The organism is Pseudomonas germanica, from assembly GCF_019614655.1.
Classification (GTDB): Bacteria; Pseudomonadota; Gammaproteobacteria; order Pseudomonadales; family Pseudomonadaceae; genus Aquipseudomonas; species Aquipseudomonas neuropathica.
This window is the reverse complement of sequence record NZ_CP071586.1, coordinates 894,510-918,403: the sequence shown is the minus strand read 5'-3', so window position 1 is coordinate 918,403 and position 23,894 is coordinate 894,510. Positions and strand designations below refer to the sequence as shown.

The window sequence follows — 23,894 nt, the reverse complement described above, 5'->3', positions numbered from 1 at the left end:
CACTGCTATCGCGAGCAGGCTCACTCCTACAAAGGTGCGCCGCGTCAGCCTCCATTTGGTGCATAAAAAAATCTTCACGCACCAAAACCTTCCATATTCCCGCAACATCTTGAAACATCAACTACGATCCGACAGGGATTTCCTACATCTCGTCCGATTGGCAAGGCCCTTGCTCTAGCCTGAGTATTGTCCATAGTTGGAAGCTTTCCGATGCTGGTGATTCACCGCAGAATCGACCCTCAACCCGTCTGGGCCGCCGAGTTGCACCTGACCTTCGAAGCGCGGAGCAAAAGCCGTTTGCGCTGTTTCAGTGCCGAGGGCGAAGACGTCGGGTTGTTTTTGGAGCGCGGTCAGCCGCCGCTATATGACGGCGAATGCCTACAAGCTGAAGACGGCCGCATCGTCCGCGTCTGCGCCCGCCCCGAGCAATTGCTGCACGTCACCTGCGCCAACGCCTTCGAACTGACCCGCGCCGCCTATCACCTGGGTAACCGCCACGTCGCCCTGCAAGTCGGCGATGGCTGGCTGCGTCTGCTCGACGATTACGTGCTCAAGGCGATGCTCGAACAGCTTGGTGCGCAGGTAGAAGCAATCGAAGCGCCATTCCAGCCCGAGCACGGTGCCTATGGCGGCGGCCATCACCATTCTCGACACGGCGACGAAGACTTCAACTACGCGCCGAAACTCCATCAGTTCGGCGTACGCCTGTGAATCCGGCCTGGGCGCTGCTGCGCCTGGCCAGTCCGCAATTGCCGATTGGCGGCTACAGCTACTCGCAAGGCCTGGAAATGGCCGTGGATAACGGCCGCGTGAACAACCCGGACAGTGCCCGGCGCTGGATCAGCGATCAGTTACTGCTCAACCTCGCCCGGTTCGAGGCGCCACTGCTGCTCGCCCATTGCCAGGCAGCCGCCGATGAACAATGGGCGGAGTTGCTGGGCCTCTGCGAAAGCCATCGGGCCAGCCGCGAGACACGCGAGTTGCATCTGGAGAGCCGGCAGATGGGCTATTCGTTACAGCAACTGCTCAATGGTTTGCCGGAACTCGACACGCACGCCCGCGACTTTCTCGATCAATGTCCCGAACCGCATCTGGCCCTGTGCTGGGCGCTGGCCGCGCGCGCTTGGGGCATCAGCCCGCAAGACGCCCTCGCCGCGTGGTTGTGGAGCTGGCTGGAAAACCAGCTCGCCGTATTGATGAAAACCCTGCCGCTGGGCCAGCAAGCCGCGCAACGCCTGACCAGCGAACTGCTGCCGCTGCTGCAACAAGCGCAGCAGGACGCGAGCCGAATCAATCCCGACCACATGGGCAGCGCCGCGTTCGGCATGTCCCTGGCGTGCATGGCCCACGAGCGCCAGTACAGCCGCCTCTTCCGCTCTTAGGAGAAACAACCATGAACACACAACCCCTGCGCGTCGGCATCGGCGGCCCGGTCGGTTCCGGTAAAACCGCGTTGACCCTGGCTCTGTGCCTGGCCCTGCGCGAGCGCTACAACCTCGCCGTGGTCACCAACGATATCTACACCCGCGAAGACGCCGATTTTCTCGTGCGCAACGAAGCCCTCGCACCGGAGCGGATCATCGGCGTGGAAACCGGTGGCTGTCCGCACACTGCGATCCGCGAAGACGCCTCGATCAACCTTGAAGCAGTGGATCAACTGAACCGGCGCTTTCCGGGACTGGATCTGATTCTGGTGGAATCCGGCGGCGACAACCTGTCGGCGACCTTCAGCCCGGAACTGTCCGACCTGACCATCTACGTGATCGACGTCTCAGCGGGCGACAAATTGCCGCGCAAGGGCGGGCCGGGGATCTGCAAATCCGATCTGCTGGTCATCAACAAGATCGACCTCGCACCGCTGGTGGGCGCCTCGCTGGAGATGATGGACAGCGACACAAAACGCATGCGCAACGGCAAGCCGTTCGTCTTCAGCAACCAGAAAACCGGTCAGGGCCTTGAGCAAATCATCGCCTTCATCGAACGCCAGGGCCTGCTGACTGCAGCCTGATTCACTTATCAACAAGGAAGCTTATTCATGACACTCAAACGCATTCTTGGCGCTGTGGCGCTGCTGCTGACTCCGGCATTAGCCTTCGCTCACCCGGGGCATGGCGACAGCGGCCTGGTCGCCGGTATCAGCCACCCGATTGGCGGCCTCGACCATTTGCTGGCGATGCTGGCTGTCGGTTTGTGGGCCGCGCAGCAGCGGGGCGCCGCGCGCTGGGCGCTGCCGTGCACGTTTGTCGGCACCATGCTGATCGGCGGCATGCTCGGTTTTGAAGGGCTGGAATTGCCAGCGCTGGAAAGCGGGATTGCCGCGTCGGTGCTGGCGCTGGGTCTGGCAGTAGCCTTGGCGGTGCGTCCGCCGTTGGTCATGGCGGTGGTGGCGACGGCGCTGTTTGCGTTGTTCCATGGCGTGGCGCATGGTTTGGAACTGCCGGACATGAGCAGTCCTTGGGCGTATGCGGCGGGTTTTGTGGCCGCGACGGCTGCACTGCATGCGGCGGGTTATGCAGTAGTGCGTTTCCTGCCTAAGGCTGCGGCACCGTTGGTGCGCCTTGCAGGTGCTGCCTCAGCAATAACAGGCGCCTGGCTGCTGGCAGGCTAATCTCCATCGCCTGTACCGGCCTCATCGCTGGCAAGCCAGCGATGACGGCCGATCAGACACCAAGACTCTAACGGCCGCCGCTCTGCTACCATGTCGCGCAATCGCCCCAGCCGTGACGACGTCCGCCCATGCCCCACGCTTCTTGCTCCACCTCCCTGCCCGAATTGACCGCCCTGTTCGGCGCTGTGCAGCAGCATTTCGTCAACGTGATCGTGCCGCTCTGGCAAGGCCCGGGCTGGAACGCCGACATGGCGTTGCCCTACGAGGCGCTGGACGCCGCGCATCAGCCACTGCCACCGCAGCGCTATCGGGCGATGGCCTGTGCACGGCAGCTGTATCTGTTTTCCAGTCTGATCGGGGTTGTGGATAACGCTGAAGTGCGTGCAGCGGCATTGTTCCGCTCCTTGCAACGGCACTTTCATGATGCCGAGCATGGCGGCTGGTTCTACAGCATCGACGCCCAAGGCAAACCGCTGGACCAGCGCAAGGATCTCTACACCCACGCCTTTATCCTGTTTGCCTGCGCGCATTACTGGGCAAAATCCGGCGATCCGCTGGTCGAGTCGACGCTCAATGCTGCGCTGGAAATCATCGGCCGGCGCTTCGCCACCGGCGATGGCCTGTACGAAGCCTGCCTGGAACGCGACTGGATCACCCTGCAAACCGGTCCACTGCAAAACCCGTTGATGCACCTGGCCGAAGCATTCCTCGCCACCCTTGCCGTGCGCGAAGATGCCCAGACGCAGAAAGCGTTGCTGGAGTTATGCACAGCCATGCACAAGCAGTTCGTCGATCCGCAATATGGCGTGTTGATGGAAAAACCGCTCGGGGCTGTGGATAACTGGTATGAGCCGGGGCATCAGTTCGAATGGTATTTCCTGCTCGAATCGTCGCCGTTATTGCGTGGTTCGAAACTGCATGCGGCGCTTGACCGGGCGTTTGCCTTCACCGAGCAATACGGTGTGGTGCAGCCATCCGGCGCAGTACGGGCGATGCTCGATCTGGAAACGGACGGACGCCCGCGAGACTCGACCCAGCGGATCTGGGCGCAGGCGGAATATCTGCGCGCACTGACCTTGCGTCAGGGCAGTGAAGCGGTGGTGCTGCGCCAGTTACAGGCGTTGCAACAGCGGTTTCTGCATGCCGGTGGCTGGCATGAGTGCCGGGATGAGTTGGGCGAGGTGAGCCGTAAGGACATGCCTTCAACTACGCCGTATCACTTGGCGACTTGCTATAGCGGCCTGGCTGAATATCTGCGCTGACGGATAAATGGCTATCGCGAGCAGGCTCACTCCTACAGAGGAACGCATTCCAAATGTAGGAGCGAGCCTGTTCGCGAATGGCCGTTATAAGGTCGCTATGCGATCCACTTCTTGTCACCGGTAAAGCTGATGGTCAACCAGCGCGCCGCATCCGGCTTGCCCAGCTTCGCCGAGATCTCTTCGCGCAACGCATCCAGCTGTCCGACATTGCTCAGCGCATAATCCGCCGGCAACACCACATGAATCTCGATAAACCGCGCCCGCCCGTGCTTCTGCACGTACGACACGTAATCGTCGAAACCATGCTCGATTTTCGCCGCGTCCATCACCTGTCGCACCTGATCATCCAGCGTGTCCGGCGCGATCCCCAGCACATCGCGTAAGGCCGGGCCAAGGATCTTGAACGCCGGCGGCAACATGGTCAGGGCCAGCACGATCAGGATCAGCGGGTCGACATACACCGCCCACTGCCCATAGCCTTGGGACTTGAGCAGCAGCGCCGCGAGGAAACTGATCAAAAGGCCCACGGACAGCATCGCGTCCACCAGCCAACTGATGTTATCGAACTGGATCAGGCTGGATTTGAGCTTGCGGTTACGGTGCCGGACGTAGAAAAAGTAGGCGAACTCGACCACGGTAAACACCGCAGCATAAATGATCACCAGTCCTAACTCGATATCGCGGCCACCGTTGATGATGCCGAACACGCCGTTGAGAAACGCGTAGATCGCGATCAGCATCAGGAAACTGCCTTCGATCAGCAGCACCATCGGCTCCAGATGCCAGAAACCGAACTGGAAACGGTGGTTGCTTTGCTTGGCGATCAGCTTGGCAGTGATCAGCATCAGGACTTTGATGAAGGTTGCGATCAGCGAGAAAAAACCATCAAACAGGATGGATTGGGAACCTGAAACAAAACCGGTGACGATCCCGGCAATCGCCACAGCCAACATCAGAATGGTCGATTGTTTGAGCAGTGCCTGCTCACCTCGGTTACTCACTTTGACTCCTCGAAAAACCTTGAAAACCGCGGGGTGCGGTTGGGTTGTTGCGAGGGGAGTTTACCTTATCGGGATTTATTGCCTGTGCTGGCCTCATCGCTGGCAAGCCAGCTCCCACAAGTACCGAGTCGCTCACAAGATTCGTGTGCACCGATAACCCTGTGGGAGCTGGCTTGCCAGCGATTGGCCGTGACGCGGTGTCAGGCCTTGTTACGCTCAATGGCAAAACCCGCCCAGGTCTGGCTCACCGGCATCAATTCCAGACTGTTGATGTTGATGTGCGCCGGCGCGTTCATCACCCAGAAAATCGTCTCGGCAATGTCCTGCGGCTGGATCGGCTCGGCACCAGCGTAGGTCGCGTTGTAACGCTCCTGATCGCCGGCAAAACGCACCAGCGAGAACTCGCTCTCGCACAGCCCCGGCTCAATGTTACTGACCCGCACGCCCGTGCCTTGCAAGTCGCAACGCAGGTTCAGCGAGAACTGTTTAACGAACGCCTTGGTCGCGCCATACACGTGGCTGCCCGGATACGGATAGTTGCCAGCAATGGAGCCAAGGTTGACGATGCCGGCGCCACGGCCATGGGCGATCAGGCGCGGCAGCAGCAAGCGGGTGGCGTACATCAGGCCTTTGACGTTGGTGTCGACCATGGTGTCCCAATCGTCGAGATCGCACTTCGGCGCCGGATCCACGCCCAGCGCCAAACCTGCGTTGTTGATCAACCCGCGAAGCTTTGCGAACGACGGCGGTAGATTGGCAATCGCCTCCTCCATGGCCTTGCGGTCACGCACATCAAGCACCAGACCGTGCACTTCGGTCTGTTTCGACAATTCGGCGCACAACGCATTGAGGCGTTCTTCACGACGGCCGGTCAGCACCAGTTTCCAGCCAGCCTCGGCAAAACGGCGGGCACAGGCTTCACCAAATCCGGACGTCGCGCCGGTGATAAACAGGGTGTTGGACATCGTGTTCTCCTTGCTTCGGCCGCCGGGGCAGCCCTTGGAATAGAAAATCAGCAGGCAGCATGCCCGCCCGCGCATTCACGGGCAACACCCACAAGCTGTACAAAAAACAACCAGACATGCCAACGCCATAGCGACCGTGGCCTGTAGCCATGTGCACGCATGTTATCCACAGTCCCTTCCACAGTTTCCGGGGGCAACTGGAAACGCGCAAAGCCGCGCCACACAAGGCTTTGCGGGCGAAATAGAAAGTTTTTTGCTTGACCCTGAAGTGGCGGATGTGCGGGAGATGGCATTTTGCACGAACGGACGTTTAGCACAGTGATTGCGCGAGGCCAGTAATTACGGCGCTCAGCGCGGTCTTTCCAGAGTTTAATCACAGACTTATCCACAGCCTTGTTCACCTGGAACCGGCCGATTGGCAATGTCTAGAAAAAGATTGACAACGACGTCTTCAGCCCTCTCAAAAACGCCTGATCAAAAAACAACCACACACTTGCAAGCCACGGTTTACAAGGCGTCCAGCCAGATACACCCACGTTATTCACAGCCAGCTCCACAGTAACCGGGGACAAGTCAAAACTGTGGAAAAACAGCCATTTGCAGCGTCTATATGTCGCGCTTTGGCAGCTTGGGGAATTTGTTTTCCACAATTCCACGCAACACTTGAAATCACTGATCAATTCCCTGTAGGAGCTGCCGAAGGCTGCGATCTCCTGATCTTTAAAGACAACATCAAAAGATCGCAGCCTTCGGCAGCTCCTACACAGGCGTGCGGTATGTTTGAGGAATGAAAAAGCCCCGGGACTTGCGTCGCCGGGGCTGTGCATAACGTCGAGGAATCAGTGCCCGCCCAGATAGGCGTTACGCACTTCCTCATTCACCAGCAACTCTTTACCCGTGCCCGTCAGGCGAATCTCGCCGTTGACCATCACATATGCGCGGTCCGAAAGCTTCAGCGCATGGTTGGCGTTCTGCTCAACCAGGAAAATGGTCATGCCGGTTTTCGCCAATTCCCGCAGGGTCGCGAAAATCTGCTTCACCACAATCGGCGCCAGGCCCAGGCTCGGCTCATCGAGCAGCAACAACTTTGGTCGGCTCATCAAGGCACGGGCAATGGCGAGCATTTGCTGTTCACCACCAGACATGGTCATCGCCCGTTGGTTACGTCGCTCTTCCAGCCGTGGAAACAGCGTAAACATACGCTGCATGTCCTCTTTGGCGTACTTGTCGCCAATCGGGATGGTGCCCATCAGCAGGTTTTCCTCGACGGTCATGTCGGGGAACACTCGCCGCCCTTCCGGCGATTGCGCGATGCCGTTGGAGGCGATGTAGTGCGAGGACTTGTGGGTAATGTCGACGCCTTGATAAAGGATCTGCCCGCCTGCCGCCCGTGGCTGGCCGAAGATCGACATCAGCAACGTCGATTTGCCGGCACCGTTGGAGCCGATCAGGCTGACGGTTTCCCCTTCGTTGATCTGCAGCGAAACACCTTTGAGGGCCTGGATCGGGCCATAGAAGACGTCGAGGTCTTTGAGTTCGAGGATCGGTTGCGTCATACCAGCTCCTCTTCGTCGGCGCCCAAATAGGCTGCGATCACCTTCGGGTCGTTGCGGATCGCTTCAGGCCCGCCTTCGGCGATGACGATGCCGTGGTCCAGCACCACGATGTGGTCGGAAATGCTCATAACCATGCCCATGTCGTGTTCGATCAGCACCACGGTCAGATCGTGCTCGTCGCGCAGCAGCCGGATCATCGCGCTGAGCGCTTCGGTTTCCTGAGGGTTGAGGCCGGCGGCCGGTTCGTCGAGGCAGATGATCTGCGGCCGCGTGCACATGGCCCGGGCAATTTCCAGACGACGCTGTTGGCCGTAGGAAAGCTCACCGGCGAGCCGGTTGGCGCAGTCCACCAGATCGACCACTTCCAGCCAATAGAACGCGCAATCCAGCGCGTCACTTTCGGCCTTGCGGTAGCCCTTGGTGTTGAGGATGCCGGCAAGCATGTTGCGGTTGACCCACATGTGCTGGGCCACCAGCAGGTTTTCCAGTACCGACATTTCCTTGAACAGGCGAATGTTCTGGAACGTCCGCGCCAGGCCTGCCCGGTTCACCAAGTGCGTACCGCCGAACATTTTGTAGTACATGCGGCTGAGGAAAGATTTCGGCGAAACGAAGTCGGTCGGTTTGAACGACTCGCCGAGCAACTGGATGACGTTGGTCTGCTGGCCGCGCACGTTGAGTTCGATCTTGCCACCCGAGGCCTTGTAGAACCCGGTCAGGCAGTTGAACACCGTGGTCTTGCCTGCACCGTTGGGGCCGATCAGGGCGAAGATCGAATTGCGTTTGACCTTCAGGCTGACATCGCTCAAGGCCTTGATGCCACCGAAATGCATCATCAGTTTTTCAACAGAGAGTACGACTTCACTCATGGCGCAGTCCTCTCATAGTGAATGGCACCTTTGCGTGGAGTGACCCCGGTCCGGCTGATGCGGATCAGCCCGCGTGGTCGCCAGATCATCATCAACACCATCAGGATGCCGAACAGCAGCACGCGGTATTCAGCGAAGCCGCGCAGCAATTCCGGAGCAACCGTCAGCACGAACGCGGCGATCACCACACCGATGGTCGAGCCCATACCGCCGAGCACGACGATGGCGAGGATCAGCGCCGATTCGAAGAAGGTGAACGAGGTCGGGTTGACGAAGCCTTGGTAGGTGGCGAAGAACACACCGGCAAGACCGGCGGTCGATGCACCGATGGTGAACGCCGAGAGCTTGACCAGCACGTGGTTGAGGCCCATCGAGCGGCAGGCGATTTCATCTTCACGCAAGGCTTCCCAGGCGCGACCGACCGGCATTTTCACCAGACGATGCTTGATGTACAGCACGGCCAGCACCACGAGGAACAAAACCGCGTAGATGAAGTAATACTTCACATCCGGGTTGTAGGCGATGCCGAAGAACTCGTGAAACGGCACCCCGCCATCCTTCGCCCGCTTACCGAACTCCAGACCGAAGAACGTCGGCAATGGCGCCGGCATGCCGTTCGGGCCGCCGGTCAGTGACAACCAGTTGTTGAGGACCAGGCGAATGATTTCACCGAAGCCCAGGGTCACGATTGCCAGGTAGTCGCCGTGCAGGCGCAGCACCGGGAAACCGAGGATGCAACCGGCCAGCCCGGCCGTGATCGCCGCCAATGGCAACACCGTCCAGAAGCCCAGGCCGAGGTACTGATAACCGAGCGCCAGACCGTAGGCGCCGATGGCGTAGAACGCCACGTAACCGAGGTCGAGCAGACCGGCCAGACCGACCACGATGTTCAGCCCCAGCCCCAGCAGCACGTAGATCAAGCCGAGGATGACCACGCCGAGCAGATAGGAGTTGGAGACAAACGGCACGATGACGGCCAGCACAATCAGCAGCGGGATGATCCAGCGCAGCGAGGATTTGTGATCGGCAGGCAGCACGTGCACCCCAGAGCCAGTACTCTCGAATCCGTCGAGAATTTTCAGGCCCTTGGGCGTTTGCAGGAACAGGCTGAGGGCAAAGCGGCCGATCATGACAATGCCGATGATCCAGGCCACCCGGGTCGGTTCGAGGTTGAAGCTGTAACCCTCGAGCACGACGCCGACAATCGGACCGAAAACGATCAGGGCAATCAGGCCGGCAAGAATCGCCTCAACCAGGCTTTTTTTGATATCGATGGATTTTTGAGTGGTTGAAGACATCGCTTACACCTTCGACACAAGAGGACGGCCCAACAGGCCCTGCGGCCGGAAGACCAGAACAAGTACGAGCAGCGAGAAGCTGAACACGTCTTTGTAGTCGGAGTTGACCAGGCCGGAGAACAGCGACTCGGAGATGCCGAGGATGATCCCGCCGAGCATTGCCCCAGGCAGTGAACCGATCCCGCCAAGCACCGCAGCGGTGAACGCCTTGATGCCGATAATGAAGCCGGCATAGAAGTCGAAAGTGCCGTAGTTCATGGTGATCAGTACGCCGGCCAGCGCCGCCATGGCTGCACCGATGATGAACACATAGGAAATGACCCGATCGGTATTGATGCCGAGGATCGAAGCCATCTTGCGGTCTTGCTGGGTCGCACGGCACATGCGTCCGAGCTTGGTGTACTTGATGACGTAGGTCAGCAGGCCCATGCCGACGAATGCGGCCACCAGAATGAAGACTTTGGTGTAGGTGAGTTGCACGAAGCCGGTACCGATTTCAACACGCCACGCACCGCTCAGCAGGGTAGGTACGCCCTGTTGTTTGGCGCCCTGGGCGATCTGTGCATAGTTTTGCAGGATCAGCGAGATACCGATGGCGCTGATCAACGGTGCCAGGCGGGTGGAGTTGCGCAGGGGTTTGTAAGCGACACGCTCGATGACCCAGCCATACACCGCCGTGACGACGATGGTGAAGATCAGCGTGCCGAGCATCAGCAGTGGGAAAGATTCGATACCGAAGTACGCCAGCAGAGCCAGACTGATTGCCGCCAGGTAAGCAGAAATCATGTAAACCTCGCCGTGGGCGAAGTTGATCATGCCGATGATGCCGTAGACCATTGTGTAGCCGATGGCGATCAGGCCATAGACCGACCCGAGGGTCAGGCCGTTGACCAGTTGCTGCAGGAAAATACCATCCATAACGCAATCTCACGCAGTGAGAACCTGCACACCTGTGGAGTGCGGTTCTTCTAGGAAAAATACAGATTTACGTCGGAGCAATGTCAGAGCGCGAACGGTTCGATCACCACAGGACCTTGTGGGAGCTGGCTTGCCAGCGATAGCGGTAGAACATTCAACACAGTTGTCGACTGTCAGGCCGTCATCGCGGGCAAGCCCGCTCCCACATGGCTTTGCGGAGTTCAAAGGGTCGCGTCAGCCCTTACTTCTGTTTTTCCAGCTGGTGATATTTGCCGTCCTTGTCCCACTGGTAAACCACGTAGTCGGAGACTTTCAGGTCGCCCTTGGAGTCCCAGGTTTTTTCACCCATCACGGTTTTCACCGGATTTTTCTTCAGCCAGGCCGCAGCCTCTTCGCCCTTGTTGGACTTGGCGCCGTTGAACGCGGCAGCCAGGGTTTGCACCGAAGCGTAGGCGTACAGGGTGTAGCCTTCAGGCTCGGTACCGGCCTTGCGGAAAGCGTCCACTACGGTCTTGCTCTCTGGCAACAGACGCGGGTCGGCGCCGAAGGTCATCAGCACGCCATCGGTGAATTGCGGGCCACCGGCGGTGGTCACCAGCTCGTCAGTCACGATGCCGTCATCGGACATGAACTTGACGTCTTTCAGGCCTTGTTCACGCAGTTGGCGAACCAGCGGGCCGGCTTCCGGGTGCAGACCGCCGAAGTAGACGACGTCGGCGCCAGCGCCACGGATCTTGGTAACGATGGTGCTGAAGTCTTTTTCGCCACGGGTCAGGCCTTCGTACAACACAGGCGTCACGCCGCGCTTGACCAGTTGGGCTTTGGTGGCATCCGCCAGGCCTTGGCCGTAGGTGTCTTTGTCGTGCAGTACGACGACTTTCTTGCCCTTGAGCACGTCGACGATGTAGTCGCCGGCCACAATGCCTTGCTGGTCGTCACGCCCGCACATACGGAACATGGCGCTGAGGCCACGCTCGGTGACTTGTGGGTTGGTCGAGCCCGGGGTGATCGCGATGATCCCGGCTTCGTCGTAGATTTCCGACGCTGGAATGGTCGAAGAGGAGCAGAAATGACCGACCACGCCGGCGACTTTCTGGTTGGTGAGGTCCTTGGCGACCGTCACGGCCTGCTTCGGTTCGCAGGCGTCATCGCCTTTGACCAGTACGATTTTCTCCCCGTTGACGCCGCCTGCCGCGTTGACTGCGTCAGCCGCTGCCTGTGCACCCTTCATGTACTGCTCGCCAAATGCCGCGTTGGCGCCCGTCATTGGACCCGCTACACCGATTTTCACATCAGCTTGAGCAAACGCAGAAACACCCAACGCAGTAGCCACTGCGAGGGCCAGAAAGCCTTTCTTGTAAAACGTCTGGGACATGAGGTGGTGCTCCAAGGTTTTTTTTAGTTGGCACTGCGACTTCACTTCACTGATTGCTCTGAGCAAGGGCCGTGCCATCGGTTTTTTATTCTTCAAAAAGTCGCTGCTTTCTTGTTATTTCGACTGTTTCGTTCCCATTTTCATTGGGCGTGCAACCGTCTAAACCGCGGAAGGTGAAACCATTTATTTTTTCAGGCGCAACCCGCACGCGCCATCATTGCAACCGCGGCGCCAAACGACGTGCAACCAGCCTGTAACAACCCGCGTCACCGAACTGCACACTGCTGGTGCGGGACTGCTACAACCCGCACCATTACAGGCTAGTCGCTACGTGAAAAAGCGCCGCGTCCGGCAACATATTTCAACACTCAAATCACAATGCGCAGGCACTGGCCCGCGTGATACAGCGAGAACCCGGCCTCGTACAGGCAACTGCGCAAGCCCACACCGGTCAGGGGCTGCATCGGTGCGAAGGGAATCGGCAGCGCTTGAGGATTTCCGTTACACAGGTAATCAGCGAAAGCCTTGCCGACCACGGTGCCGGTGGTGACGCCACGGCCGTTGTAACCGGTGACGGCCACCAGCCCCGGCGCCGGCTCGAACAGGCGCATGAGGTGATCTGGCGTAAAAGCTATACGCCCGGTCCAGGTGCATTCCCACTCGACCGGTTTCAGATTGGGGAAATAATGCTGCTGCACGCGATCGGCCCAGGCCTTGAGAAACCAGGTCGGTTTTTGATTGCCGTTGCCCAGGCTGCCGAGCAACAACCGCCCTTCTTTGTCACGGCGGATGCTGCTCAGCACCTGCCGCGTATCCCATGAACCCTGCCCGCCCGGGAGAATTTCCTGCGCGGCGTCCTCGGTCAGCGGCACCGAAGCGACCTGATAGTAGTAACCGGGGAAGAAGTTGCGCTTGAGTTCGGTCCAGTCGCCCTCGGTGTAGGCGTTGGAGGCGATGACCACTTGCTCGGCCAGCACTGAACCGTGTTCGGTCTGCACCGACCACTTCGCGCCCTGACGCTCAAGGCGAGTGACCGGCGAATGATCAAACATTTGCCCGCCGAGACCGCTCACCGCGTTGGCCAGCCCGGTGACATAAGCCATCGGGTTGAGCGTGCCGGCGCGGCGATCGAGCAAAGCCGCGGCAATCTTTTGCGTGCCGGTGGCTTGCTCGCAGGCCTTGCCGGTCAGCAGTTCAACCGGTGCGCCGCGACGTTTCCATTGTTGCTCGCGGCTGCGCAAATCCGCCTCGCCCTTGGCGTTGTGCGCCATGTGCAACGTGCCTTCGCGGCGCAACTGGCAATCGATGTTGTACTTGTCCACAAGGCTGAACACCAGCGCCGGTGCGCCCCCGAGCATGCGATTGAGCTGGCTGCCCACCGCTTCGCCGAAACCGGCTTCGATCTCGTCCGGCGGGATCCACATGCCGGCGTTGACCAGTCCGACGTTACGCCCGGAACCACCGTGCCCCGCGCGATGAGCCTCCAGCACGCAGACGCTTTTGCCTTTTTCCAACAGATGCAGCGCCGCCGACAACCCGGTGAACCCGGCGCCGATCACGCAGACATCGACTTTGACTTCGCCTTTGAGCGCGGTTTTATCCGGCCTTTGTGGCGTGAGCTTTTCCCACAGACATTCTTCGCGTAACGGCATTGCCAGACTCCAACAGAAACCTGCCAAACACAGTGCTGATCCTGTGGGAGCGAGCCTGCTCGCGAAAGGGGCGTATCAGCCAACATCAATGTCGACTGACCCACCGTATTCGCGAGCAGGCTCGCTCCCACAAGGAGGGATCTCCACCTGTCAGTCGAATGTGATGCCCTGCGCCAGCGGCAACTCCAGCGAGTAGTTCACGGTGTTGGTCTGCCGGCGCATATAGGCGCGCCACGCGTCCGAGCCGGACTCACGCCCGCCACCGGTCTCTTTCTCGCCACCAAACGCGCCGCCAATTTCGGCACCGCTCGGGCCGATGTTGACGTTGGCGATGCCGCAGTCGCTACCGACTGCCGACATGAACTGCTCGGCCTCGCGCACATCGGTGGTGAAGATGCACGACGACAAACCTTGTGGCACCGCGTTGTTCAGGCGCAGCGCTTCCTGGAAATCGCTGTAGCCGACTACATAAAGAATCGGTGCGAAGGTCTCACTGCAAACCACATCACTTTGCTCGGGCATTTCAACGATCGCCGGCGAAACGTAGTAGGCGTTGGGGAATTGATCCTCAAGCTGACGCTTGCCGCCGAACACACGACCGCCCTCGCTCAACGCCTGCTCCAGCGCGTCCTGCATGTTTTCGAAGCTGTGCTTGTCGATCAGCGGGCCGACCAGATTGCCTTCCAGCGGATTGCCGATGCGCACTTTCGAGTACGCAGCTTTGAGGCGAGTAACGATTTCTTCTTTCACAGATTCGTGGGCAATCAGTCGACGCAGGGTGGTGCAACGCTGCCCGGCAGTACCGACGGCGCTGAACAGAATCGCCCGTACCGCCATGTCCAGATCGGCGCTCGGGCCGAGGATCATCGCGTTGTTACCGCCCAGTTCCAGAATGCTGCGGGCGAAACGCGCGGCGACTTTCGGCGCGACTTCACGACCCATGCGCGTGCTGCCGGTGGCGCTGATCAGTGCGACACGCGGGTCATCGACCAGCGCTTCGCCGGCATCGCGACCACCGATGATCACTTGGCAAAGGTTCGCTGGCGCATCGGTAAAATTCTTCACCACGCGGTCGAACAATGCCTGGCAGGCCAGTGCGGTCAGCGGGGTTTTCTCCGATGGTTTCCACACCACCGGGTTGCCGCAAACCAGTGCCAGCGTGGTGTTCCATGCCCACACCGCAACCGGGAAGTTGAACGCGCTGATCACCCCGACCACGCCCAGCGGATGCCAGGTTTCACGCATATGGTGGCCCGGGCGCTCGGAGGCAATGGTCAAACCGTACAGCTGGCGGGACAGGCCGACGGCAAAATCGCAGATGTCGATCATCTCCTGCACTTCACCCAAGCCTTCCTGAGTGATCTTGCCCGCCTCCCAGGAAACCAGTTCGCCGAGATCAGCCTTGTATTCGCGCAGTACTTCACCGAATTGACGCACCAGCTCGCCACGACGCGGAGCCGGCACCTTGCGCCACTGCTCGAACGCATGATCTGCGCGACTGATGTGCTGCTCGACTTCGGCCGGGCCTTCCCAGTTCACGGCGGCAATGCGGCTGCCGTCGATCGGCGAATGCACCGGCACTTTGCCGTTCTGATAAAGGGCCGGGTTCACACCAAGACGATCAAGCAATGCGGCAACCATGGGTCACTCCTCAAGCAAAAAACTGAATGTGTGCGGACGCTTTTTCGCGACCGGGCAGGCCTTTAGTTGTAGCGTCACAATGGCAAGGCAACAAACGACCTTTACGCGAGATATCATTCCGTTTATTCATGCTGCGCACAGAAAGACAAGAAAAGGATCGGCCATGCTGAACAAACGCCACTTGCCCTCGATCACCGCGCTGCAGTGTTTCGAGGCCGTGACCCGGCACCTCAGTTTCACTCGCGCCGCTGAGGAACTGAATCTGACCCAGAGTGCGGTGAGCAAACAGGTCGCGCAGCTTGAAGAGCTGTTGCAGCATTTATTGTTTCGCCGCGTGCGTCGACGTTTGCAGATGACCCCGGCAGGGGATTTGTACTTGGTTGAAGTACGAAAAATCCTCACACAAGTGGAGATGTCGACGCATTACCTGCGTTCCTACGGCGGCGAGACCGAAGTCCTGCGCGTCTCGACGCCCTCGACCTTCGGCGCGCGCTGGCTGGTGCCGCGCCTGAAAGGCTGGCGGCTACGCCATCCGTCGATTCATCTGGACTTGTGCAACGAGCAGGAAGCGGATGATCTGCTGCAAGGGCGCAGCGATCTGGCGTTCTACTTCGGCCAAGGTTCACGGCCCGGCACTGAATGCCTGAAGTTGTTCGGCGAAGAGTTGGTGCCGGTGTGCGCGCCGGGTAGCCTGCCTGATAAGCCGTTTACTGATCCGACGCAACTCACCGATCTGGTCCTGTTGCAAAATGCCTCGCGCCCGCAGGCCTGGCACGACTGGTTCGACAGTCAGGGTTACCAGACCGAACACAGCTATCACGGGCCGCGTTTCGAAACCTTTTATATGTGCATCCGTGCCGCGCAGGTTGGCTGCGGTGTGGCGTTGTTGCCGCGATTTCTGGTGGAAGAGGAATTAGCCGACGGCAAACTGGTCATTCCTTTTGAGCATGCCATGCCCAGCACCGATGCCTATTACCTGGCATACCCGGAGCATGCGGCAGAAGTGCCGAAGGTACGGGATTTCGTGAAATGGATGCTGGAGCAGATCGATAGCCCGAATGACTGATCCGATTGAAAAATGTGGGAGCGAGCCTGCTCGCGAAGAGGCCGGCACATTCAATACCCATTTCGACTGAAATGACGCCTTCGCGAGCAGGCTCGCTCCCACAAGGGTTCTGCGGTGATCTAAAAAATTGCTGGCAATCTTCGTCCCTGATATGCGCCACTAGCGCCATCGAATGAGACCGCGCACAGGCGCGGCGCACCTGGAGACCCCGTTATGAGCGAGAGCGTGTTTGCCGATCGCATCGTGCAGAACCTGCTCGACACCGACTTCTACAAGCTGACGATGATGCAGGCGGTGCTGCACAACTATCCCAACGTCGAAGTCGAATGGGAGTTTCGTTGCCGTAATAGCGAAGATCTGCGCCCGTATCTGGCCGAGATCCGTTTTCAGATCGAGCGTCTGGCCGAACTGAGCCTGAGCGCCGATCAACTGAGCTTTCTCGAGCGCATCAGTTTCCTCAAGCCGGACTTCCTGCGCTTTCTCGGGCTGTTCCGCTTTAATCTGCGGTATCTGCACACCGGCATCGAGAACGGCGAATTGTTCATCCGTCTGCGCGGGCCGTGGCTGCATGTGATTCTCTACGAAGTGCCGCTGCTGGCGATCGTCAGCGAAGTGCGCAACCGCTATCGCTACCGCGAAACCGTGCTGGAACAAGCGCGCGAACAGCTCTATCGCAAGTTCGACTGGCTGACCGCCAACGCCTCGGCCGACGAGTTGTCGCAACTGCAGGTCGCCGATTTCGGCACCCGCCGCCGCTTTTCGTATGGCGTGCAGGCTGAAGTGGTGAATGTACTCAAACACGACTTCCCCGGGCGTTTCGTCGGCACCAGCAACGTACACCTGTCCCGCGAGCTGGACATGAAACCGCTGGGCACCATGGCCCACGAGTGGATCATGGCGCACCAGCAACTCGGTCCACGGCTGATCGACAGCCAGATCGCCGCGCTTGATTGCTGGGTTCGCGAATACCGTGGCCTGCTCGGGATCGCGCTCACCGATTGCATCACCACCGATGCGTTCCTCGGCGACTTCGACCTGTTCTTCGCCAAGCTGTTTGACGGCCTGCGCCATGACTCCGGCGATCCTGTGGCGTGGGGCGAAAAATGCATCGCGCACTATCACAAACTCGGCATCGATCCGATGAGCAAGACCCTGGTGTTCTCCGACAGCCTGACCCTGCCCAAGTCGCTGGAGATCTTCCGTGCGCTGCACGGGCGGATCAACGTCAGCTTCGGCATCGGTACCAACCTCACCTGTGACATTCCGGGTGTCGAACCGATGAGCATCGTGCTTAAAATGACCGCCTGCAACGGCCAACCGGTGGCAAAGATCTCCGACGAGCCAGGCAAGACCCACTGTAAAGACCCGAATTTTGTCGCCTATTTGCGGCACGTTTTCCAGGTTCCTGCCGATTCCAGTCTATCTAGCAAGGAGTGAATTCATGCAAGCCGTACAGCGTGAGATTGCTGAACAGCTCAAGGTGCAACCGCCGTTCGCCGACCACAAGGCCCTGCAGGCCGAAGTCGCCCGGCGCATCACCTTTATTCAGGATTGCCTGGTCAATTCCGGGCTCAAGACGCTGGTGCTGGGCATCAGTGGCGGCGTCGACTCACTGACCGCCGGCCTGCTGGCCCAGCGGGCGATGCGCGAGTTGCGTGACCAGACCGGCGACAACAGCTACAAATTCATCGCCGTGCGTCTGCCTTACGAAACCCAGTTTGACGAACACGACGCCCAGGCCTCGGTGGATTTCATCGCGCCGGACGAGCGCCATACCGTAAATATCGGCCCGGCGGTGAAGTCGCTGGCCAGTGAAGTGGCGGCGTTTGAAGGCAAGCACGCGGTGTCGGTGGATTTCGTACTGGGCAACACCAAGGCGCGGATGCGCATGGTTGCTCAGTACACCATCGCCGGCGCGGCGCACGGTCTGGTGATCGGTACCGATCATGCGGCGGAAGCGGTGATGGGTTTCTTCACCAAGTTCGGTGACGGTGCCTGCGACCTGGCACCGCTCAGTGGTCTGGTGAAAAATCAGGTTCGTGCGATTGCGCGCAGCTTTGGTGCGCCGGAGTCGCTGGTCGAGAAAGTGCCCACGGCGGACCTTGAGGATTTGTCGCCGGGCAAACCTGATGAGGCTTCGCATGGCGTGACGTATGCCGAGATCGATGCGTTCCTGCACGGCGAACCGGTGCGTCAGGAAGCGTTCGACATCATCGTTGCGACCTACAACAAGACCCATCACAAGCGCGTGATGCCGTTTGCGCCGTAAGCGCTGATGGAATGAAAAAGCCCGCTGAGGAGTGATCCTCAGCGGGCTTTTCTTTGGCCCAGACATCAGTTGATGCAGATGGCCCCTTCGCGAGTAGGCTCGCTCCCACATTGACGGCGCAAACCTGTGGGAGCGAGCCTGCTGGCGAAGAACGATAACGCGGTGGTCCTGATTACTTGACAGTAATCGTGCCTTTCATCATCGAGATGTGGCCAGGGAACGAGCAGAAGAAGCCGTAGCCGCCATCAGCAATCTTCGCTACGTCAAAGGTCAGCGAATCGGTTTCCTTGGCGCCGATGATCTTGGTGTGAGCGATGATGCGTGCGTCACCTTCCGGCAGGTAGTTCTTGTCGATACCGGCGGAAAGGCCAGCGGTGGCGATTGGCTGCATGTCAGCTTCTTTGCTGATCACCAGGTTATGGCCCATGACGTTCTTCGGCAGGTTGCCGGAGTGAGTCAGTTCGATAGTGAAAGTCTTGCAGCTCTTGTCGATTTCGATGGCTTTGGTGCTGAAGGACATCTGATCGGTGGAGTCAACGGTGGTTTTGCACTCGGCAGCCATCAATTGGCTGCTGGCCAGCGCCAGCAGGGATACCGCAACAACTTTGGAAAACATGGTGAATCTCCAAGGCAGGGTTAACAAAAACACGAATGATGGAAAGACTGCCTGAAATCTTCGCAAGTTCCTATGACTTGAGTCAAAAATTGTATACAACTTTCAGGCTATGACATTCATCGAAACAATCTAACGGCCAGATGCAACGGCCGGCCGTATGATCGGCGCATCTACTGAGACGGAGTGCCTATCATGTTCTTTAACGGTCTTTTGTGCAGTTTGCTCGCCGCCTACGCCTGTGGCGCCAGCGGTACCTTTGAATCGCCTGAACGCGAAGTTTAGGCCTTGGATCGAGGCTTGCCAGCCATTACCCTGTGACGGATTGACCCAGGAGGAAGGCATGTCTCTGAAATCCGTGTGTGTATTTTGCGGTGCCAACGCCGGCACTGTTCCGGCCTACACCGAAGCCGCCGTCGCCCTTGGCCGGGCCTTGGCCGAACGTAAATTGACCCTGGTCTACGGCGGTGGCGCCGTGGGTTTGATGGGAATTGTCGCCGATGCCGCGCTGGCTGCTGGCGGTGAAGTCATCGGGATCATCCCGCAGAGCCTGATGGACAAGGAAATCGGCCATAAAAGCCTGACGCGCCTGGAAGTGGTCGACGGCATGCACGCGCGCAAGGCACGCATGGCCGAGCTGAGCGACGCCTTCATCGCCCTGCCCGGCGGCCTCGGCACGCTGGAAGAACTATTCGAAGTCTGGACCTGGGGCCAGCTCGGCTACCACGGCAAGCCGTTGGGTTTGCTGGAAGTGAACGGTTTCTACAGCAAACTCACCGCATTTCTTGACCATATCGTCGGCGAAGGCTTCGTTCGCGCGCCACACCGTGACATGCTGCAAGTGAGTGAATCAGCGCAAACGCTGCTCGATGCCCTGGATAACTGGAAGCCGACCGTCACGCCAAAATGGGTCGACCAAAAACCCGGCTAACCACGAGGCACCGATACAAGGCAGAATATGCGCCGCTCAACCTCACCTTCGACCCAAGAGGATCGCCCATGGCCAAACCCAATTACTCCTTCGCCAAACGTCAACGAGACCTGGCAAAGGAACAGAAGAAAGAGGAAAAGCTTCAGCGCAAGAAACAAACCGCTGAGGAAGCGGCACTGAACCCTGACGGTGAAGTGGCGACGCAAGATGATGTTGATGCAACCGAAGCGACTGAAACACCGAAAGATCAGGCGCCCGACGCCTGAACCCCACCGGGTTTGATCATCGAATCAGACCCTGCGGATTTGTGACGGGGCTGGCGGTTCCACTGCCGGCCCTCACAGCCCTTCCCCTCCCCAATACACCAAAATCCCCTGTGGGAGCGAGCCTGCTCGCGAAAGCGGTGTATCAGTGTAAATATTTGCTGCTGACACACCGCTATCGCGAGCAGGCTCACTCCTACAGTTTCATCGTCGTTAATCCAGGGGCATCACGGTGACGCGCACTTCCGGGTCATGATTGCCGCCGCCCAGAATCACCCCGCGCAACGGTGACACATCGGAAAAATCCCTCCCCCACGCCAGCGTGATGTGTTCCTGCGCCGGCTGCACATTGTTGGTCGGATCGAAATCCACCCAGCCCAGCACCGGACAAAACACCGACACCCAGGCGTGCGACGCATCAGCGCCGATCAGGCGTGGTTGCCCCGGCGGTGGCTGGGTCAGCAGATAGCCGCTGATATAACGCGCTGCCAGCCCTCGCGAGCGCACGCACGCCAGCATCAGGTGAGCGAAGTCCTGACAGACCCCGCGCCGCCGTTCCAGCACTTCCACCAGCGGTGTCGCCACCTGGGTCGCCTCGGCATCAAAGGTGAATTCACTGAAGATCTTCTGCATCAAGTCCTGCACACCCAGCAGCAACGGCCTGCCCGGCGGAAAACAACTTTGCGAAAACTCGACGAAGCTGCTTTTCAAATGCACGTAAGGGGACTGGAACCGGTAGCGACAAGCTTCGAGCAACTCAGCGGAAAGCGGTTGACTGCTGTAGGTCAGCGCATCGCGGGTCAGCTCCCAGGCGGGCGACTGACTGAAGTCCAGCACCGGCCGCGCCAGCACCTCAACAGTCAGCCGAGCATTGACCTGCAATTCATCGTGAGGCCGTTCGAAGGCCAGCCGGGTCAGCGGATTGCCAAACACGTCGAGCTCATCGCGGCGGGCTGTCGGGTCCGGGCTGATCAGCAATTGCTGTTCGGTGCAACGCTGCCAGGCACATTCACGCGGCCACAAGTGCGCCAGTTGCTGCGCCAGGGACACCGGACTGTCGTAGTGGTAACAGGTGTCGTGGAGGATCTGGTAGCGAGCATTCATCAAACGGACACCGTGCGCTGGCTGACATCATCGACATGGGCGAAATGGCGCAGGGCCAGACGATCCGACACCTGCCCGCTGGCCTCGGCAATGTCCTGCAGCAGATCCGCCAGACCATTCAGAGCGGCTCGTACGCTGGATTCCCCGAACAGCGGATTCTCCAGACATCCCAGATCAAACCGCGCCAGACGCTCGACCAGTTGCGACAATGCCGCTTCCCGCGGCGCCGCGAAATCATCGTTCAAACGTTTCAAGGTGCGGGTCACCAGTTTCAACTGAAACAACACCGCGTGCGGGTTCTGCTCGTCGAGCAACAACAGGTCGAGCACCGGAATCAATTGCGCCACGGCCAGATAACGCGAACGGTAGGTGATACTGCTGTTGCCCAGTTCCAGCAGCCATTCGAGGCCCGCTTGATCGAACGCCCCAGCGCCGCGCAGAAATGCCGCCAGACTGCTGCTGAGAAACTGCAGACGCTCAATGCGCCGGCCGATCATCAGAAAGCGCCAGCCTTCGTCGCGGGTCATGTCGTCGAGGGCAAACCCGGAAAGCGCCGCCAGCGACATCACCAGCCGGTTGAGGAAGTCCAGCAGTTCGCCAAAGTCGGGTTCGTCGGTATCCAGTTCCATCGCTTCGCGCTGCAACTCCACCAGCGCCTGCCAGTTCTCCCGCGAAAGCTTGCCACGCACCTGCGAGGCCGCCCACTGCAAACGCTGCAGGTTGGCGCGCAGGCTGAACGACCAGTCTTCACCGAGCAATGCAGCGAGCAAGCGCTCGGGAAGTTCTCCTTCATCCGGCAACAACGTCAACCGCTCACCGAGATCGACCGCCGCCTGCAACGCTTGCGGGTCGTCGCCGTCGACATACCGCGCGAGCATGATGCGCAGCAACCGCGCACTGTCATCACAGCGCTCGCAGTATCGGCCGAACCAGAACAGGTTCTCCACCACCCGTGAGGGCAGATACGGGTCGCGCCGTACCAGATCATGGACCCCAACGCTGCGCTGACTCTTCCACTGCTCGCCACTGGGCGGACGATCACCGAGTATCCAAGTGTCTTTGCTCGCCCCACCGCGCTGCATCGACACTACTTCGGCATCAGCCTCGGCGGCCACCCGGGTCAGACCACCGGGCAGCACGCGATAACCGTCAGCACCCGCCACGGCGTACATGCGCATGCCGATCGCCCGTGGTTGCAGTTGACCATTTTCCGCCTGCCAGATCGGTGCCTGGGACAGTTGAGCCAATTCTTGCGCCACATAAGCATAAGGACGCGCCTGCATGCGCTCGGCAAGCGCCTGACGCTGTTTTTCACTCAGATCACGGCCAAAGACCGGCGCGAAGCTCTGCGAAGGAAATGCTGGTTTGATCAGCAGTTCGGGCAGTTTTTCCAGGGCTTGGGCCAACACCGGCGCCTCACCGCACCACCACGTCGCGATCGACGGCAAAATCAGTTCTTCGCCAAACAGGTATTGGTTGATCTTCGGCAGAAAGCCCAGCAATCCCGGCGACTCCAGCACGCCGCTACCCAGCGCATTGGCGACCAGAACGCGCCCTTGGCGTACTGCCTCAAGCAACCCGGGAACGCCGAGTGCCGAGTCCGTGCGCAACTCCAGCGGATCGCAGAAATCATCATCGAGCCGGCGCATGATCGCATGCACCCGACGCAAACCACTGAGGGTTTTCAGGTAGACCGTGGCGTCGCGCACCGTCAGGTCACCGCCCTCGACCAGCGGATAACCAAGTTGCCGAGCCAGATACAAATGTTCGAAATAGCTTTCATTGAAGCGCCCCGGCGTGAGCAACACCACCAGCGGCGCGTCATCGTCACTGGGCGCTTGTCGCGCGAGGGTTTCCTGCAATGTGCGGAAGAAGCCGGCCAGATGCTGCACCTTCAGATCCCGGTACAACTCGGGAAAGGCGCGCGACACGATGGTGCGGTTTTCCAAGGCATAGCCGGCGCCGGATGGCGCTTGCGTACGATCGGCGGTGACCCACCAGCGCCCGTCCGGTGTACGCGCCAGATCCACGGCGTACAGGTGCAGAAACGTCTCTTCCGGCAGCGCGACATGCTGACACGGCCAGAGAAAATTGTTGTGGCCGAACACCAGCTCTGCCGGCAACAAGCCTTCGCTGATCAGCCGCTGCGGCCCATACAAATCGGCCAGCACCGCATTGAGCAGTCGCGCACGCTGGGCGATACCTGCCGACAGTTGCTGCCATTCATCCGCAGCAATCACGTGGGGCAGCAGATCCAGCTCCCACGGCCGATCAGCGCCCTTGGGATCGGCATAGACGTTATAGGTGACGCCGTTTTCCTGAATCTGCCGCGCCAGCAGTGCCTGACGCTGCACCAGTTGCGCCGGCGTGCTGCGCTGCAACTGATCGAACAAACGCCGCCAGTGCGGGCGCACCGCGCCACTGCCGTCGAGCAGTTCGTGATAAGTGCCCGCCGTAAGCGGGTAGCGGTCTAGCAGGTCAGGCATGGAAAGCTCGGCAGACA

General features: G+C 59.6%; 22 protein-coding genes. 10 read left to right on the top strand and 12 right to left on the bottom strand.

Going from position 1 to position 23,894, the window contains the following annotated elements; translation table 11 throughout:
* Window positions 1-210 precede the first annotated feature (210 nt).
* From ureE to J0G10_RS03920, 5 genes are all read left to right on the top strand, one after another.
* Window positions 211-711 (top strand): urease accessory protein UreE, encoded by a 501-nt coding sequence (gene ureE / locus J0G10_RS03940; RefSeq protein ID WP_008087160.1) that lies wholly within the window; start codon window positions 211-213, stop codon window positions 709-711.
* Window positions 708-1,382: an urease accessory protein UreF gene (locus J0G10_RS03935; protein ID WP_220557500.1), complete on the top strand. Its 675-nt coding sequence runs from the start codon at window positions 708-710 to the stop codon at window positions 1,380-1,382. Before ureE ends, J0G10_RS03935 begins: the two co-directional genes overlap by 4 nt.
* Before the next feature lie 11 nt (window positions 1,383-1,393).
* Window positions 1,394-2,008, top strand: coding sequence for an urease accessory protein UreG (gene ureG, locus J0G10_RS03930; protein WP_007915910.1), 615 nt, complete (start codon window positions 1,394-1,396; stop codon window positions 2,006-2,008).
* A gap of 27 nt (window positions 2,009-2,035) precedes the next feature.
* A complete protein-coding gene (locus J0G10_RS03925; protein ID WP_220557498.1) occupies window positions 2,036-2,608 on the top strand; it encodes a HupE/UreJ family protein in 573 nt (190 codons plus the stop codon).
* A 128-nt stretch (window positions 2,609-2,736) separates the two neighbouring features.
* Window positions 2,737-3,870 (top strand): AGE family epimerase/isomerase, encoded by a 1,134-nt coding sequence (locus J0G10_RS03920; RefSeq protein WP_095126132.1) that lies wholly within the window; start codon window positions 2,737-2,739, stop codon window positions 3,868-3,870.
* Between the two features lie 95 nt (window positions 3,871-3,965).
* Here the strand turns inward: J0G10_RS03920 and J0G10_RS03915 are convergent, their stop codons facing one another.
* From J0G10_RS03915 to amaB, 9 genes are all read right to left on the bottom strand, one after another.
* Window positions 3,966-4,871, bottom strand: a complete 906-nt coding sequence (locus tag J0G10_RS03915) for a cation diffusion facilitator family transporter (protein WP_095047316.1) — start codon at window positions 4,869-4,871, stop codon at window positions 3,966-3,968.
* Between the two features lie 200 nt (window positions 4,872-5,071).
* The gene (locus J0G10_RS03910; protein ID WP_007915905.1) at window positions 5,072-5,836 is read right to left on the bottom strand and encodes an SDR family oxidoreductase; all 765 of its coding nucleotides are present in this window, start codon (window positions 5,834-5,836) and stop codon (window positions 5,072-5,074) included.
* 839 nt (window positions 5,837-6,675) lie between these two features.
* The gene (locus J0G10_RS03905) at window positions 6,676-7,392 is read right to left on the bottom strand and encodes an ABC transporter ATP-binding protein (protein ID WP_007915900.1); all 717 of its coding nucleotides are present in this window, start codon (window positions 7,390-7,392) and stop codon (window positions 6,676-6,678) included.
* The gene (locus J0G10_RS03900; protein WP_016985385.1) at window positions 7,389-8,261 is read right to left on the bottom strand and encodes an ABC transporter ATP-binding protein; all 873 of its coding nucleotides are present in this window, start codon (window positions 8,259-8,261) and stop codon (window positions 7,389-7,391) included. The genes J0G10_RS03905 and J0G10_RS03900 overlap by 4 nt, the downstream gene beginning before the upstream one ends.
* Complete coding sequence (gene livM / locus J0G10_RS03895) at window positions 8,258-9,559, bottom strand: high-affinity branched-chain amino acid ABC transporter permease LivM (protein WP_095047315.1); 1,302 nt, start codon at window positions 9,557-9,559, stop codon at window positions 8,258-8,260. Before livM ends, J0G10_RS03900 begins: the two co-directional genes overlap by 4 nt.
* 3 nt (window positions 9,560-9,562) lie before the next feature.
* A complete protein-coding gene (locus tag J0G10_RS03890) occupies window positions 9,563-10,477 on the bottom strand; it encodes an ABC transporter permease subunit (protein ID WP_095047314.1) in 915 nt (304 codons plus the stop codon).
* A 241-nt stretch (window positions 10,478-10,718) separates the two neighbouring features.
* A complete protein-coding gene (locus tag J0G10_RS03885; protein WP_038360427.1) occupies window positions 10,719-11,852 on the bottom strand; it encodes an ABC transporter substrate-binding protein in 1,134 nt (377 codons plus the stop codon).
* A 368-nt stretch (window positions 11,853-12,220) separates the two neighbouring features.
* Complete coding sequence (gene amaA / locus J0G10_RS03880; protein WP_095047313.1) at window positions 12,221-13,504, bottom strand: L-pipecolate oxidase; 1,284 nt, start codon at window positions 13,502-13,504, stop codon at window positions 12,221-12,223.
* A 150-nt stretch (window positions 13,505-13,654) separates the two neighbouring features.
* Window positions 13,655-15,145: an L-piperidine-6-carboxylate dehydrogenase gene (amaB, locus tag J0G10_RS03875; protein ID WP_007915887.1), complete on the bottom strand. Its 1,491-nt coding sequence runs from the start codon at window positions 15,143-15,145 to the stop codon at window positions 13,655-13,657.
* A gap of 163 nt (window positions 15,146-15,308) precedes the next feature.
* Here amaB and J0G10_RS03870 point away from each other — a divergent pair, with 163 nt between their 5' ends.
* The 3 genes from J0G10_RS03870 (at window position 15,309) to nadE (ending at window position 18,480) form a co-directional block, all read left to right on the top strand.
* Window positions 15,309-16,211 carry a LysR family transcriptional regulator gene (locus J0G10_RS03870; protein WP_095047312.1) on the top strand — a complete coding sequence of 301 codons (903 nt, stop codon included), beginning with the start codon at window positions 15,309-15,311 and terminating at the stop codon, window positions 16,209-16,211.
* 213 nt (window positions 16,212-16,424) lie between these two features.
* The gene (pncB, locus tag J0G10_RS03865; RefSeq protein ID WP_093430192.1) at window positions 16,425-17,648 is read left to right on the top strand and encodes a nicotinate phosphoribosyltransferase; all 1,224 of its coding nucleotides are present in this window, start codon (window positions 16,425-16,427) and stop codon (window positions 17,646-17,648) included.
* A 4-nt stretch (window positions 17,649-17,652) separates the two neighbouring features.
* Window positions 17,653-18,480 carry an ammonia-dependent NAD(+) synthetase gene (nadE, locus tag J0G10_RS03860; RefSeq protein WP_093430191.1) on the top strand — a complete coding sequence of 276 codons (828 nt, stop codon included), beginning with the start codon at window positions 17,653-17,655 and terminating at the stop codon, window positions 18,478-18,480.
* 172 nt (window positions 18,481-18,652) lie between these two features.
* Here nadE and azu read toward each other — a convergent pair whose 3' ends face one another.
* The gene (gene azu / locus J0G10_RS03855) at window positions 18,653-19,096 is read right to left on the bottom strand and encodes an azurin (RefSeq protein WP_220557496.1); all 444 of its coding nucleotides are present in this window, start codon (window positions 19,094-19,096) and stop codon (window positions 18,653-18,655) included.
* A gap of 340 nt (window positions 19,097-19,436) precedes the next feature.
* On the opposite strand from azu, the gene J0G10_RS03850 reads away from it, so the two are divergent.
* Both J0G10_RS03850 and J0G10_RS03845 read left to right on the top strand, forming a co-directional pair.
* A complete protein-coding gene (locus J0G10_RS03850; protein ID WP_093430190.1) occupies window positions 19,437-20,024 on the top strand; it encodes an LOG family protein in 588 nt (195 codons plus the stop codon).
* A gap of 68 nt (window positions 20,025-20,092) precedes the next feature.
* Window positions 20,093-20,290, top strand: coding sequence for a hypothetical protein (locus tag J0G10_RS03845; RefSeq protein WP_095047310.1), 198 nt, complete (start codon window positions 20,093-20,095; stop codon window positions 20,288-20,290).
* Window positions 20,291-20,500: 210 nt separating this feature from the next.
* On the opposite strand, the gene J0G10_RS03840 is transcribed toward J0G10_RS03845, so the two are convergent.
* Both J0G10_RS03840 and J0G10_RS03835 read right to left on the bottom strand, forming a co-directional pair.
* Window positions 20,501-21,391, bottom strand: a complete 891-nt coding sequence (locus J0G10_RS03840; RefSeq protein ID WP_095047309.1) for a transglutaminase family protein — start codon at window positions 21,389-21,391, stop codon at window positions 20,501-20,503.
* Window positions 21,391-23,877 carry a circularly permuted type 2 ATP-grasp protein gene (locus J0G10_RS03835; RefSeq protein WP_220557494.1) on the bottom strand — a complete coding sequence of 829 codons (2,487 nt, stop codon included), beginning with the start codon at window positions 23,875-23,877 and terminating at the stop codon, window positions 21,391-21,393. The genes J0G10_RS03840 and J0G10_RS03835 overlap by 1 nt, the downstream gene beginning before the upstream one ends.
* Window positions 23,878-23,894: the final 17 nt, after the last annotated feature.

What these genes read in the sequence shown, in the direction of transcription:
- ureE (WP_008087160.1), top strand. Translation starts at nt 211, where the DNA reads ATGCTGGTGATTCACCGCAGAATCGACCCTCAACCCGTCTGGGCCGCC.
- J0G10_RS03835 (WP_220557494.1), bottom strand. Translation starts at nt 23,877, where the DNA reads ATGCCTGACCTGCTAGACCGCTACCCGCTTACGGCGGGCACTTATCAC.
- J0G10_RS03885 (WP_038360427.1), bottom strand. Translation starts at nt 11,852, where the DNA reads ATGTCCCAGACGTTTTACAAGAAAGGCTTTCTGGCCCTCGCAGTGGCT.
- livM (WP_095047315.1), bottom strand. Translation starts at nt 9,559, where the DNA reads ATGTCTTCAACCACTCAAAAATCCATCGATATCAAAAAAAGCCTGGTT.
- J0G10_RS03845 (WP_095047310.1), top strand. Translation starts at nt 20,093, where the DNA reads ATGGCCAAACCCAATTACTCCTTCGCCAAACGTCAACGAGACCTGGCA.
- pncB (WP_093430192.1), top strand. Translation starts at nt 16,425, where the DNA reads ATGAGCGAGAGCGTGTTTGCCGATCGCATCGTGCAGAACCTGCTCGAC.
- azu (WP_220557496.1), bottom strand. Translation starts at nt 19,096, where the DNA reads ATGTTTTCCAAAGTTGTTGCGGTATCCCTGCTGGCGCTGGCCAGCAGC.
- J0G10_RS03890 (WP_095047314.1), bottom strand. Translation starts at nt 10,477, where the DNA reads ATGGATGGTATTTTCCTGCAGCAACTGGTCAACGGCCTGACCCTCGGG.
- amaB (WP_007915887.1), bottom strand. Translation starts at nt 15,145, where the DNA reads ATGGTTGCCGCATTGCTTGATCGTCTTGGTGTGAACCCGGCCCTTTAT.
- J0G10_RS03905 (WP_007915900.1), bottom strand. Translation starts at nt 7,392, where the DNA reads ATGACGCAACCGATCCTCGAACTCAAAGACCTCGACGTCTTCTATGGC.
- amaA (WP_095047313.1), bottom strand. Translation starts at nt 13,504, where the DNA reads ATGCCGTTACGCGAAGAATGTCTGTGGGAAAAGCTCACGCCACAAAGG.
- J0G10_RS03870 (WP_095047312.1), top strand. Translation starts at nt 15,309, where the DNA reads ATGCTGAACAAACGCCACTTGCCCTCGATCACCGCGCTGCAGTGTTTC.
- J0G10_RS03900 (WP_016985385.1), bottom strand. Translation starts at nt 8,261, where the DNA reads ATGAGTGAAGTCGTACTCTCTGTTGAAAAACTGATGATGCATTTCGGT.
- J0G10_RS03925 (WP_220557498.1), top strand. Translation starts at nt 2,036, where the DNA reads ATGACACTCAAACGCATTCTTGGCGCTGTGGCGCTGCTGCTGACTCCG.
- ureG (WP_007915910.1), top strand. Translation starts at nt 1,394, where the DNA reads ATGAACACACAACCCCTGCGCGTCGGCATCGGCGGCCCGGTCGGTTCC.
- J0G10_RS03910 (WP_007915905.1), bottom strand. Translation starts at nt 5,836, where the DNA reads ATGTCCAACACCCTGTTTATCACCGGCGCGACGTCCGGATTTGGTGAA.
- nadE (WP_093430191.1), top strand. Translation starts at nt 17,653, where the DNA reads ATGCAAGCCGTACAGCGTGAGATTGCTGAACAGCTCAAGGTGCAACCG.
- J0G10_RS03850 (WP_093430190.1), top strand. Translation starts at nt 19,437, where the DNA reads ATGTCTCTGAAATCCGTGTGTGTATTTTGCGGTGCCAACGCCGGCACT.
- J0G10_RS03840 (WP_095047309.1), bottom strand. Translation starts at nt 21,391, where the DNA reads ATGAATGCTCGCTACCAGATCCTCCACGACACCTGTTACCACTACGAC.
- J0G10_RS03920 (WP_095126132.1), top strand. Translation starts at nt 2,737, where the DNA reads ATGCCCCACGCTTCTTGCTCCACCTCCCTGCCCGAATTGACCGCCCTG.